This window comes from Maridesulfovibrio salexigens DSM 2638 (assembly GCF_000023445.1).
Lineage (GTDB): Bacteria > Desulfobacterota > Desulfovibrionia > Desulfovibrionales > Desulfovibrionaceae > Maridesulfovibrio > Maridesulfovibrio salexigens.
The window spans coordinates 3,901,187-3,913,692 of the sequence record NC_012881.1 but is presented as its reverse complement, the minus strand read 5'-3'; the positions used below and the strand labels follow the sequence as shown (position 1 = coordinate 3,913,692).

The 12,506-nt window shown below is 49.1% G+C and carries 8 protein-coding genes and 2 pseudogenes; 6 read left to right on the top strand and 4 right to left on the bottom strand.

Features of this window, described 5'->3' with window-relative positions; genetic code table 11:
- Nucleotides 1–183: 183 nt before the first annotated feature.
- The 4 genes and pseudogenes from DESAL_RS17840 (at nucleotide 184) to DESAL_RS17825 (ending at nucleotide 4,266) form a co-directional block, all read left to right on the top strand.
- A complete protein-coding gene (locus DESAL_RS17840; RefSeq protein WP_245543760.1) occupies nucleotides 184–882 on the top strand; it encodes a helix-turn-helix transcriptional regulator in 699 nt (232 codons plus the stop codon).
- 309 nt (nucleotides 883–1,191) lie between these two features.
- Nucleotides 1,192–1,566 (top strand): RidA family protein, encoded by a 375-nt coding sequence (locus tag DESAL_RS17835; RefSeq protein ID WP_015853359.1) that lies wholly within the window; start codon nucleotides 1,192–1,194, stop codon nucleotides 1,564–1,566.
- Nucleotides 1,567–1,635: 69 nt separating this feature from the next.
- Nucleotides 1,636–2,831: pseudogene (locus tag DESAL_RS20700) on the top strand (dicarboxylate/amino acid:cation symporter).
- Between the two features lie 139 nt (nucleotides 2,832–2,970).
- On the top strand, nucleotides 2,971–4,266 hold the full coding sequence (locus DESAL_RS17825; protein ID WP_015853358.1) for an L-cysteine desulfidase family protein: 1,296 nt from the start codon (nucleotides 2,971–2,973) through the stop codon (nucleotides 4,264–4,266).
- Nucleotides 4,267–4,382: 116 nt separating this feature from the next.
- Here the strand turns inward: DESAL_RS17825 and DESAL_RS20565 are convergent, their stop codons facing one another.
- The 4 genes and pseudogenes from DESAL_RS20565 to DESAL_RS17810 form a co-directional block, all read right to left on the bottom strand.
- On the bottom strand, nucleotides 4,383–4,739 hold the full coding sequence (locus tag DESAL_RS20565; RefSeq protein ID WP_245543838.1) for a glycine radical domain-containing protein: 357 nt from the start codon (nucleotides 4,737–4,739) through the stop codon (nucleotides 4,383–4,385).
- Nucleotides 4,740–4,808: 69 nt separating this feature from the next.
- Nucleotides 4,809–6,776: pseudogene (locus tag DESAL_RS20560) on the bottom strand (pyruvate formate lyase family protein); the annotation flags it as partial.
- Nucleotides 6,777–7,143: 367 nt separating this feature from the next.
- A complete protein-coding gene (gene gltA, locus DESAL_RS17815; RefSeq protein ID WP_015853357.1) occupies nucleotides 7,144–8,559 on the bottom strand; it encodes an NADPH-dependent glutamate synthase in 1,416 nt (471 codons plus the stop codon).
- Nucleotides 8,549–9,394, bottom strand: coding sequence for a sulfide/dihydroorotate dehydrogenase-like FAD/NAD-binding protein (locus DESAL_RS17810; RefSeq protein WP_015853356.1), 846 nt, complete (start codon nucleotides 9,392–9,394; stop codon nucleotides 8,549–8,551). The genes gltA and DESAL_RS17810 overlap by 11 nt, the downstream gene beginning before the upstream one ends.
- 412 nt (nucleotides 9,395–9,806) lie before the next feature.
- Between DESAL_RS17810 and DESAL_RS17805 the strand changes: the two genes are divergently transcribed.
- Together DESAL_RS17805 and lepA are read left to right on the top strand one after the other, a co-directional pair.
- A complete protein-coding gene (locus tag DESAL_RS17805; protein WP_015853355.1) occupies nucleotides 9,807–10,226 on the top strand; it encodes a hypothetical protein in 420 nt (139 codons plus the stop codon).
- A 413-nt stretch (nucleotides 10,227–10,639) separates the two neighbouring features.
- The gene (lepA, locus tag DESAL_RS17800; protein WP_015853354.1) at nucleotides 10,640–12,445 is read left to right on the top strand and encodes a translation elongation factor 4; all 1,806 of its coding nucleotides are present in this window, start codon (nucleotides 10,640–10,642) and stop codon (nucleotides 12,443–12,445) included.
- Nucleotides 12,446–12,506: the final 61 nt, after the last annotated feature.

Here is a 12,506-nt window from a genome sequence, read left to right as displayed (position 1 = left end):
TGGCGAGGTGTTAGTGTTGGTAGGTAACCCAAAGCATACAACGGGTGCGGACAAAAATACAGTGCTAGGTTTTAGTGAAATTTTGCGCAAATCGGTTTTGCTTAAAAGTAAGATTGACAAAAAAATTATCATGAGTACAAAAAATTCTGGAGCTGATAAAAAATTATTATGAGGGAGAGTCTTTTGCCAGCCAAATCTAAAGCTAAATCAAGAAAGATTGATAACTATGTTCCTTTTGTTGAATTTTTGGGAACATTTCTGGGCGAGAATTGCGAGGTAGTCCTGCATGATACTACCAGCAAGGAAAAGTCTGTCCTTGCCATTGCCAATGAACATATTTCCGGGCGCGGTGTTGGCGCACCTCTGACCGATCTGGCCCTAAAGTTTATGGTGAATGAGGTCTACCGTGAAAAAGACTGGATGATGGGCTATACCACTGAGGGCAGAAACGGTCATATCCTCCATTCTGCGACATATTTTATTAAGGATTCCGAAGGGGAGCTGCTCGGCATGCTCTGCCTGAACATGGATACCTCCGACATGCTGGCCGCCCGTGACCTTACTAATAAAGTTATTCACAGTGCGGGATTTGATCGCAGCGTACGTAAAGAAGATTACTCCGCGTCAGCAAAAGAGGAAGAACACAGTGAGACTTTTCCGAAATCTATGGAAGACCTGACAGAATCACTGATTGTAAGGGTTATCTCTGATACAAATATCCTTCCTGAGCGTATGACTTCTGAAGAAAAAATGGATGTGGTTTCTACTCTTAATGATCGTGGTGTGTTTATGTTAAAAGGGGCTATCAAGGATGTAGCCAAGCATTTGGTCGTGTCCGAAGCCACTGTTTATAGATATTTGCAGAAAGTAAACGATAAGTAGTTCTTGCAAGCTTGACGCTTGACATTGTGCTTAAAACCGGATCGAACTCGAGTTGAGTTTGGTCCGGTTTTTTGTTTTGTGTACAAAAAAAGGTGATTGATCACTTATTTCGAATTTTTAGGCTCAAAAAATTAATATTTAATAAAATTTATCAAAATATAAGATTTTTTTTGTTTGTCATTAATAATTTTTTCTCGTTAGAATAAATTCTTATTGACGTGTGATTTTCTTATCGCTATATGTTTTTCAGTAACAACATGAAGGTTGTTTTTTTGAACTCAAAGAAAAGTATTCATACAGGAGATAGTAATGAAGAAAGTTGTTGTAAGTGAGAAAGCCCCGGCAGCAGTAGGCTGCTACTCTCACGCAATTGAGACAGATAATATGGTTTTCACCTCCGGTCAGCTGCCTATTGATGCAGAAACCGGAAAAATGCCTGAAGGACCTGCTGCTCAGGCAAAGCAGGCTCTCGATAACCTTAAGTACGTTCTTGAAGCAGCCGGAGCCACTATGGATGACGTGGTCAAGACCACCGTGCTGATTCAGAACATCGAAGACTTCGCTGCCATCAACGAAGTTTACGCGACTTATTTCTCTGAACCGTTTCCCGCACGCAGCTGCTTTGAAGTAGCTAACCTCCCTCTCGGTGCTCTCGTAGAGATTGAGGCTGTTGCGGCTAAATAGTTAATCCGGCTGTGGTGCTGCCGGGTGAAATTTCAGAGCTGCTTGCGGCTCTTACAAAGGAGTGGAAAAATGTCTAAGGAATCAAAATTCAAAGAGTTCGGGCTGATTATCAAACTGCTCATCGGTATTGCGGCCGGTGTTGTAATCGGTCTTTTTGCCAACCATGCGGTAATGGAAGTTGTGGTTACTGCTAAATATGTAATGGGTCAGTTTATTTTTTATACTGTTCCCCTCGTTATTCTGGCTTTTATCGCTCCTGCGATTACCAGACTGGGCCAGAACGCTTCCAAGATGCTGGGTGTGGGCGTCAGCCTCGCTTACCTTTCAGCAGCAGGTGCTGCCACAATGGCTGCTGTTGCCGGATATGCCCTTATCCCCCATCTTTCCATTGCCACACAGGTTGAAGGTCTTCGCGAGCTTCCCGAAGTTGTTTTCCAGCTGTCCATTCCGCCGATCATGTCTGTAATGACCGCGCTGGTAACCGCAGTTGTACTCGGTATCGCAACCATCTGGGTAAAGCCAAGACCTTTGAAAACATGCTCGGCGAATTTGAAAAAATTATGATGCAGGTTGTAAGCCGTATCATTATTCCTGTCCTTCCTTTCTTCATCGCAACCACCTTTGCAGGTCTTGCTTACGAAGGCAGTCTCACCAAGCAGCTCCCGGTTTTCCTTGAAGTTATTGTAATCGTCCTCATCGGGCATTTTATCTGGCTGGCTTTCCTGTACACCCTTGCCGGAATCATTTCCAAAAGAAATCCCCTTGAAGTTTTCAGACATTATCCTCCCGCATACCTCACTGCGGTAGGAACCATGTCCAGTGCCGCAACCCTGCCTGTTTCCCTTGAATGCGCAGGTAAGTCCAAGGCTCTGTGCAAGGATACCGTTGAATTCATGGTTCCCCTCGGAGCAACCATCCACCTTTGCGGTTCCGTTCTGACTGAAACCTTCTTTGCCATGACCATCTCCATGATGCTCTACGGCACTCTTCCTTCCGTAGGCACAATGGCTCTGTTCATCCTGCTCTTCGGTATCTTTGCTATCGGCGCTCCCGGTGTTCCCGGCGGAACCGTTATGGCTTCCCTCGGTATTGTTGTAGGCGTACTCGGCTTCGACCCCGCAGGTGTAGCACTGCTTCTGGCAGTATTCGCTCTGCAGGACAGCTTCGGTACTGCCTGTAACGTAACCGGTGACGGTGCCCTTGCTCTGATGATGGAAGGTATCTTCAACCGCAACGGTGAACTCGATAAAGCCCGCGCATCCTAAGCCCGGTCTTCCATTACCCTGCGGAGCCATGTGGCTCCGCAGGGATTTCAGAACAAAGTATATTTAATTTTCATAGCGGCAGCCCTACAAGAAGAACTTGAAATTATTAATCCCGTAGGGCGGTCGGAGGCATCATAATATGATCAATAAAAAATGGTCTGAATTCGCAAAAATTCTCAAACGTGAAGTTGTTCCTGCTCTGGGTTGTACAGAGCCCGTTGCAATCGCTCTTGCTGCTGCCAAGGCTGCTGAAACCCTCGGTAAAGAGGCTGAAAAGGTAGTTGTGAAAGTCAGCGGTAACCTGCTTAAGAACGGCATGGGCGTTGGTGTTCCCGGCACCGGAATGACCGGTCTGGATATTGCCGCTGCTGTAGGTGTTACCGGCGGTAAATCAGAACTCGCACTTGAAGTTCTGCGTGACCTTGATGCTACGCAGCTCGCAGAAGGCAAGAAATTGATTGCTGACGGGCGTCTTCATGTTGAACTGGCTGATACTGAAGAACTTCTCTATGTGGAAGCTATCGTTGAAGCCGGAGAAGATTCCGCTCGCTGTGTGATTGCTCGCGCGCATGCAGCCATCGTGCTGGTGGAAAAGAATGGTGAAGAGGTTTTCTCTGCTCCGTGGCTTAGTGAAGATAAAGATGAGTCCGGATGCACCATGACCATGAAAGAAATTTATGAATACGCAACTGAAGCTCCGCTGGAAGACCTGCGTTTCATTCTTGAAGCTGTGGAGCTTAACGAAAAGGTTGCCGCTGAAGGCCTTGCTTCCGATTGGGGCCTCAAAGTAGGTAAATCCATTGCCAAGGATATTGAAGACGGTATCCGTTCAGATGATATTGTCTCCTACGCTATCAAGATGACTGCAGCAGCTTCCGATGCACGCATGGAAGGCATTCAGATGCCGGTAATGAGCAACTCCGGCAGTGGTAACCAGGGCCTGACTGCAACTCTGCCTGTTTTGGCTTTTGCCAGACGCCGTGATGCAAGTGAAGAATTGCTGATCAGAGCATTGATCCTCAGCCACCTTTCCGCAGTGCATATGAAGAGCCATCTCGGTAAGCTTTCCGCACTCTGCGGGGCCAGCCTTGCAGCGACAGCTTCCGGTTGCGGAATTGTGCTTATCCTCGGCGGCGGACTTCAAGAAGTGGAAAGCACCATCAAAAACACTCTCGGTGATATTGCCGGAATGATTTGTGACGGCGCAAAGACCTCCTGCGCCCTGAAGGTTTCTTCCGCAGTTGAAGCTGCCATCAACTCCGCACTGCTGGCAATGAAAGGTATCTCCATTCCCGGTAAAGACGGTATTCTTGATGACGACATTGAGACCTGCATCCATAACGTGGGCCAGCTTGGTTCCGTGGGCATGGCTCAGACCGATAAAGTTATTCTCAAGATTATGACCGGAAAGCACACCACTGCCCCCGCAGCATAGTTTTTTAAGAACTACACCTCCCCCTTAAGATCCGACCTCCCTCGGGTTGAACAAAAAGCCCCCGGTTTTACCACAAACCGGGGGCTTTACTTTGCTTGAGTGGAGGAGGTTGTTAATTACTCAAGCATAGTTCTGCTGATGATTTCGTCCTGAACTTCTTTGCAGAGCTCGACAAAGAAAGCACAGTATCCGGCCACGCGAACAATTAGGCCTCGGTAATCATCAGGGTTCTGCTGGGCTTTGAGCAGGGTATCGTTATCAACGTAATTGAACTGCATCTGGCCGTTGCCGAGCACGGAGGCAGTGCGCAGCAGGGCGATGAGCCCGTTTTCACCTTCCGGTGAATCAAGGGAACCGGGCATGAGCTTGAAGTTGTGGGCCATCCCAAGACTCATGGATTCCACATTTAGTTTGCCTACGGATTTAATCACAGCGGTAGGGCCTTTTTTATCGGCTCCCTGAGTGGGACTCATGCCATCGGAGAGGGGCATTCCGTTCATGCGTCCGTCAGGGGTGGCCCCGATCATCTCTCCCAGCGGGGTGTTGAATGACTGAGAGAGGGTTCCGTGGATCATGCGGGCGTATAATGATTTGTGACCGTTCATGGTCTTTTCGGTGTAGTCGATGATGTCGGAGGTAATCAGGTCAACGTAGTCATCATCATTACCGAACTTGGGAGCAGCAAGGCAGTCTTTTTGCATTTCTTCGTACCCTTCCCAGTTGGAGTCAAGAGCATGCTTCAACTGGGTGAGGGTGTACTTCTTGTCATCGAAGACCAGCTTTTTAATGGCAGCCATGGAATCGGCATAGGTATTCAGTCCGGCGAAGATGGTTCCCGGACCTTCGTACAGACAGGCTCCACCGGCGGTGACGTCCTTACCGCTCTGCATGCAGCCGTCCACAAAGAGGGACATGTACGGGGTGGGGGCCAGATCACGGACCAGCTTCTGATTAATAAGCGTTCCCTGCGCTGTGATTCCCATGATGTAATCGAGCTGCTTTTTGACTGCTGCATCGAATTCTTCATAGCTGGTAAACTGCTCAAGAGGGCCTGTGTCGAGACCTTGTCTGTTTTCACCGTAGGATTTGAGAACACCACGGTTGAAGACAAACTCAATGGCGATGGGCCACTGGGTGAATCCCCCTGCGGTCCATTGGTGGATGCGGCCTGATTTTTGGGGCTCAACGCAACCCATGAGACAGTAATCGCGGGCATCTTCAAAATCGAAGCCCTTGTGGAGCATCATCTTGATGTGGGCATCGTCAAAATGGCAGGCGGGCATGCCGATGCCGGATTTAACAACTTCCACAATTTTCTGCAGATATTCGCGGGGTGACTGGTTGTGGATACGGCAGGCCAGAGATGGCTGGTAAACACCGACTTTGGCAACAGCATCCATGATCAGGTAGGTAAGATCATTGGTGCCGTCGCCACCTTCGCGTTTGATACCACCAACACACATGTTGATGAAGGGCATGTATCAGGCGAAGTATTTTGCGGTCCCTTCCGGTGTGTACCAAATCATCTCGGAACATTTGAGTATGAAGCAACTCATCAGTTCAAAGGCTTGCTGTTGATTAAGTTCACCGGATTTGATGCTGGCTTCGTAGCAGGGCAGCAGGTACTGGTCGAAACGGCCAAGGGAGGTACTGCACTGGTTTTCTTCCAGCAGGAACAGGGATTGAATAGTCCATACAGCCTGCAGGGCTTCATGGAAAGTCTTGGGCGGATTGGCCGGGACACGTTCGTTGATCTCGGCTATGAGCTCAAGTTCAACTTTGCGTACCGGATGTTCTTCTTTTGCAGCCAGCTCTTTTGCATAAGCAGCAACACGCTTGGCGTAGAGCAGGATTCCTTCACAGGTAATGATGGAAGCCTTGTAGAAATTTATTCTTTCGTGATCAGGATCAGCTGATTTTTCGAGTTCAGCAAGATGTGCTTCAGCTTCAGCTTTTACGCCGGATATACCTTTTTTGAAAAGGATGATGTCATAACCGGGGCTGGTGTCACCTCCGCCGCTGGACATGTGGTAGGTAAGGTCGCTGACACAGGATTCAGCACCGAATTCCCAGATCCCGGCTTTGCGGAATTCCGCTTCACAGGCTTCGGCAATGGATTTGTCTTTCCAGAAGGGAAATATTTCATCCTGCAAGGTCTTCTTGTCTTCGTCGCTGATCTGGTAGGGGTCCTGAGAGCGGGTTCCGATGGTGTCCAGTTCGTTGCTGATTAACTGCCAGTCGGTATCAGGGGAAAAAGATCCGGTGCGCGGTTTGCCGCAGGGGTGTCCGACAATGAGTTCGCCTTCCTGAATGTACATGGGGGCAATCTCACAGGCGCGTTTGAAACCCATAGCTCTACGGATGTTGACAGGCTGGTCGGGATTGTTGCGGGTAACCTCTGTAAAAGCCTGAGCGCGGACAATTGAAATGCTCGGCTTAACCTTAAGGTATTCAGCTTTAAGTTTATTAATTCTGTCAGTAATAAAATTCTCTGTGTAATCTGTCTTCATTGTAGAACCCCATTCCCGTAGAAAACATTATCAACAGCAGAAGCATAAAGCGTAATGCAATTTCTCCTGATCCCTTCCTATTGTCTGCGTTTATAAGAAAATTAGAACAGGGCAAACCCCTTCCAGCTAGGGGGAACGTTAAATTTTTTGCATAAAAAAAGACGAAGCAGAAAAAAATCTGCTTCGTCTTTCAGTTTTTCAAAGCACTTTTAGATAAGCTAGTACAAAACTAAACTACTAAAAGTTTTTGGGATTCTTATATTAGCTCTTAGGCGAGCGGTCTTCCGCGAGTCTTAGAGATAACGACAGTGGAACAAACCCTTTTGCAAAAGGATTTAAGGCTCCCGGCAGGGTCGCCGAAGGCTTCTTATACTCCCAATTTCTCCGCGATTGTCTTAGCCGCGCGGCGACCTGCGCCCATGGCTGAGATTACTGTTGCGGACCCGCCTGCGATATCACCGCCAGCGTATACATTAGGGATAGAAGTCTCGCCTGTTTCAGCATCGGTTACGATGTAACCCCACTTGTTAAGGTCAAGGCCGGGGGTTGCTTCGAGCAGTACCGGGTTGGCTCCGGTTCCCACAGCGAGGACAACCATGTCGACTTCCAGTTCCTTGGTCTTTCCTTCCACTGCAACGGGACGGCGGCGACCGGAATCATCAGGTTCGCCAAGCTCCATCACTTGAAGGGTCATGGACTTAACGTGCGAGTTCTCGTCACCGTTGATGGCAATGGGGGAGGTAAGCAGCTCAAGCTGTACACCTTCCTCGATTGCATGGTGCAGTTCTTCAAGGCGGGCAGGCATTTCGTCCTGCGTACGGCGATAAGTGATGTACACGTTTTCAGCGCCGAGACGCAGAGCGGTGCGGGCAGCATCCATAGCCACGTTACCGCCGCCGATTACAGCCACGTTCTTGGCTTTGGGGGCGGGGGTGTCGTGGTTGGGGAAATCGTAGGCCCGACCGAGGTTGATACGGGTCAGGTATTCATTGGCGGAATATACGCCGACAAGGTTCTCGCCGGGGATGTTCAGGAACCACGGGAGTCCTGCGCCAACACCGATGAATACGGCATCAAAACCGTCTTCGAAGAGATCTTCAACAGTTACGGTCTTACCGCCCACGTAGTTGGGCTGGAAGGTAACGCCTTTAGACCAGAGCGCACCCACTTCGCGGGCTACGATGGACTTGGGCAGACGAAATTCAGGGATACCGTAAATCAGTACGCCGCCGACTTCGTGCAGAGCTTCGTATACAGTTACGGGTACTCCGCGTGCGGCAAGGTATCCGGCTACGGTCAGGCTGGAAGGCCCGGAACCGATGCAGGCGACCTTGAACTGGTCATTGGGCAGCGAACAAGCTGTGTGTCCGGTGATCATTTCACAGGCGGAGTCACTGTCAAAGCTGTCAGCAACAAACCTTTCAAGGCGGCCGATAGCAACAGGTTCATATTTTTTGCCTAGGATACAGGACCCTTCACACTGGGATTCCTGCGGACAGACACGACCACAGACAGCGGGCAGGGCGTTGGTTTCCTTGATAACGCGGTAAGCGGAAGGAATGTCGCCGTCAGCCAGATGCTTGATGAAACTTTTGATGTCGATTTCAACAGGGCAACCTTTCTGGCAGAGCGGCTTTTTACACTGCAGGCAGCGGGCAGCTTCAGCCATGGCTTCTTCTTTGGAGTAACCGAGGGCTACTTCGCTGAAGTTCTTGTTGCGGACGTCAGCCGGCTGCTCCGGCATGGGGGTACGGGTGGGGGTAAAATTCTGTTTATTCACCATGGCAGTTACAACTCCTGAACATTTGCATTGAAAGGTCTTCCTGCTCCTTATACTGGGTAAGGCGCATTTTCAGTTCATTGAAATCAACTTCATGACCGTCGAATTCAGGGCCGTCTACACAGGCGAATTTGGTTTCTCCGCCAACACTGCAACGGCAGGCTCCGCACATGCCCACGCCGTCAACCATGATGGAGTTCAGGCTGACTGTGGTTTTAACGCCGAAAGGCTCGGTTACTTTGGCAACTGCTTCCATCATTGGAACGGGCCCGATGGCAACGACTTCTGCAACGTCTTTGTCCTGCTCAAGGCGTTCGCGCAGGAGATCGGTGACAAAGCCTTTGTGTCCGCTGGAACCGTCATCTGTGGCGATGAGAAGTTCGGGGCAGAAGAAGCCCAGCTCGGTACAGAAAAGGAGCATATTTTTGCTGCGGGCACCGACAATGGCGACAACGTGGTTGCCTGCAAGGTGGTGTCCCTTGGCAATGTGGTGCATGGCTGCGATTCCGGTACCACCGCCCACACAGATAACAGTTCCGGATTTTTCGATATGGGTGGGTTTACCCAAGGGACCGCAAACATCAAGGATGGTGTCCCCTTCATTTAATGTTTCAAGCAGGGCTGAACTTTTGCCGACTACGAGGTATACGATAGTAATTGTTCCAGCTTCTTTGTCAGTGTCAGCAATGGTCAGCGGAATGCGTTCGCCTTTTTCATGGATGCGTAGAATTACAAAATTTCCCGGTTTAGCCTTTTTGGCAATTTGAGGACAGTCAAGGACCAGCATGGATGTCTGGCCTGGGATAAGTGCTTTTTTAGTCAGAATTTTGTTGCTCATAATCTCCTACACTGCTTAAGTTTCAGGGGAAGTTAAGGCTTTCCCCACCGGATTGCAAGTTTCAGACTGATTATAAGGTGTTGGCTTTTCCCTTTCTGTGAAAAAACTGAAATATGCGCTTCCCTCGCTAAGTTTTTTTCAGTCTTTTAAATTTTTTCCCGCTTTTGTCGGTCAAAGCCTTACCATCAGTTTGATTACATGGCTCGCCCCTCTTGCCAATTCTGCACTGACGTATTATATATTAATACAACTTAGCAGAAGTTTATTTTCATCAGCTTCCACGGACGGAAGCCGGAAATACCGCGTATCCTTCATGGATGATTGCGAATAATCGCAGATACGGCGGATTGCCATTAATGGCAGTCGGCCTTTTTTTGTGTACGCGGAACGGTTTTTTCTGGTGGAGTAAGTAGTGAGAATAGCAGCGCAGGGCATCAGCCAATATGCTGATAATGCGAAAAAGTGGTCCAGAGACACTGCAGCTGAAGTGGAACAGGTGAAGGCACGCGTGGTCACGCGTAAATTCGGCTTTAATATCGGCAAGCTCGGTATTAACTTCACTGCAAAGGACCTCGAATTTGAACCGGACGAAGCAGCAAAGGCTTCGCGCGAATTCCGATCAAAAACCTACCCCCGTACTCAAAGCGAAGAACGGCACGTGCAAAATGTGCATCAGCAGCTCGCTCTTACCCAAACGGCTTTTTCCGAGGATTCCGCCATGTTCAATCCCGGGAGCACCGGTTACATGAGGACCAGGGCAATCAATGCCTATTCCCGACAGTCCGGCGCTCTTGAATATACGCTTCCGGGCAGCGCTCTCGGCAAAGTCTGATTCCAGTAGTATCCATAATCCACAGTCTGAAGCAGTTTTCCTGCACGGTGTAATTTCCCATTCCCTTTAACCCTGAGAAATAATTAACACCTGACTACGGAATGCAATGCAGTAGCAGTATCAATTTTTATAGACCTGATAATCTCTTTAATATAAATTGATGGGTCAATCAATTGATTTTGTGAAAATTTCGCAACATTTCTTTATGAATGTAATAAAGTTGTCAGGTTAATTCTGATTTCTATTCAAAGACGACCAGTTATTGCTTGCCGCAACCGTAATTACATATTAGACAGCGGCTCACAAATACCGTAATAAGGAATCCCCTTAACCTCTGCTCCAAAACGGGGCAGGGTATATTAAAAGAAGATAACATAAGGCGACGACCCCTGGAGGCCGCCGACTTTTCCCATATGGCTAAATTAGATAAAATAAGAAATTTCAGCATCATTGCGCACATTGACCACGGCAAGTCCACTCTTGCGGACCGTATCCTTGAAATCACCGGAATGGTTTCCGAACGTGAGAAAAAGGACCAGTACCTCGATAAAATGGAACTGGAACAGGAACGTGGAATTACCATTAAGGCCCAGACTGTGCGTATTCCGTACAAGGCCAATGACGGTGAGGAGTATATTCTCAACCTGATTGATACTCCCGGTCATGTGGACTTCAGCTATGAGGTTTCCCGAAGCCTTGCCGCTTCCGAAGGCGCGCTGCTGGTTGTCGATTCCACTCAGGGTGTGGAAGCGCAGACCCTTGCAAACGTATTTCTGGCACTGGACCACGACCTTGAAATCGTGCCCGTGCTTAATAAGGTGGACCTGCCCAGCTCCGATTGTGAACGTGTTGCGCAGGAAATCGAGGAAGTCATCGGGCTAGATTGTTCCGAGCCGCTCATGATCAGCGCCAAAACCGGCCTGAACGTGGAAGATGTGCTTGAGTCCATCGTGAAGGATTTGCCCGCACCGCAAGGCGATCCTGATGCTCCGCTCAAGGCCCTGATCTTCGACTCCTGGTATGATTCATATCAGGGAGTTGTGGTGCTGTTCAGAATTCTGGACGGTACCATCAAGAAGGGTGACAAGATTCAGATTCACTCCACCGGACGCACTTTCGATGTGACCACACTTGGTGTTTATACCCCTGAACCGCAGAAGGCCAAAGAGCTGGCTGCCGGTGAGGTCGGTTTCCTTTGCGCCAGCATGAAGGAGCTTAATGATGCGCCCGTGGGCGATACCATTACCCTCGCTGCCGATCCGGTCGAAGATCCCTTCCCCGGTTTTCAGGAAGTTAAGCCCATGGTTTTCTGTGGACTCTATCCGGTTGAACCCGCCGAGTATGAGCCGCTCAAGGCCGCGCTGGAAAAATTGCAGCTCAACGACACCGCGTTCTCTTTTGAACCGGAAACATCCACAGCTCTCGGCTTCGGTTTTCGCTGCGGTTTCCTCGGTCTGCTGCATATGGAAATTATTCAGGAACGTCTGGAACGTGAGTTTCAGGCCAAGCTTATCGCTACTGCGCCTTCCGTTGTCTATCAGGCAAGGTTGAACAATGGCGAAGTGCTTGAAATTGATAACCCCAGCAAGATGCCTGACGGCGGAGATCTCGAATCTCTGGCCGAGCCTTTCTGCCGTCTTGAAATCCACGTGCCGAACGATTATGTTGGCGCGGTACTCAAGCTCTGTGAAGAGAAGCGTGGAATCCAGAAGGATATGCGTTACCTGACATCTTCAAGGGTTATCATTACTTACGAAGTTCCCTTTGCGGAAATTATGTACGACTTCTTTGACAAGCTGAAGTCACATACCAAGGGATATGCATCCCTTGATTATGAAATTATTGATTACCGCGAATCGAATCTGGTAAAGCTCGACATCCTGATCAACACTGATCCGGTGGATGCCTTCTCAGCCATTGTCCATAAGGATTCAGCATATCCTTTCGGACGTTCACTTGCCCTTAAGCTGAAAAGAGCAATCCCGCGCCAGATGTTTGAAATTGTTATTCAGGCCGCGATCGGTCGTAAGATCATCGCCAAGGAACGAGTGGCCCCGTTCAGGAAAAACGTTACCGCCAAGTGTTACGGCGGGGATATTACCCGTAAGCGCAAGCTTCTGGAAAAACAGAAGGAAGGTAAGAAGCGCATGAAGAAGATGGGTAATGTTGAGATCCCGCAGGAAGCGTTCATGGCAGTACTTAAAGCCGGAGAGGATTAATCTCAGGTCCGGCTTGAACGTTTCAAGAAAACGACTCGCCCTGCGTTAAGAGCAGGAAACT

Coding starts and splice junctions, on each gene's coding strand:
- DESAL_RS17835 (WP_015853359.1), top strand. CDS start 1,192: ATGAAGAAAGTTGTTGTAAGTGAGAAAGCCCCGGCAGCAGTAGGCTGC.
- DESAL_RS17825 (WP_015853358.1), top strand. CDS start 2,971: ATGATCAATAAAAAATGGTCTGAATTCGCAAAAATTCTCAAACGTGAA.
- DESAL_RS20565 (WP_245543838.1), bottom strand. CDS start 4,739: ATGAGTCCCACTCAGGGAGCCGATAAAAAAGGCCCTACCGCTGTGATT.
- gltA (WP_015853357.1), bottom strand. CDS start 8,559: ATGGTGAATAAACAGAATTTTACCCCCACCCGTACCCCCATGCCGGAG.
- DESAL_RS17810 (WP_015853356.1), bottom strand. CDS start 9,394: ATGAGCAACAAAATTCTGACTAAAAAAGCACTTATCCCAGGCCAGACA.
- lepA (WP_015853354.1), top strand. CDS start 10,640: ATGGCTAAATTAGATAAAATAAGAAATTTCAGCATCATTGCGCACATT.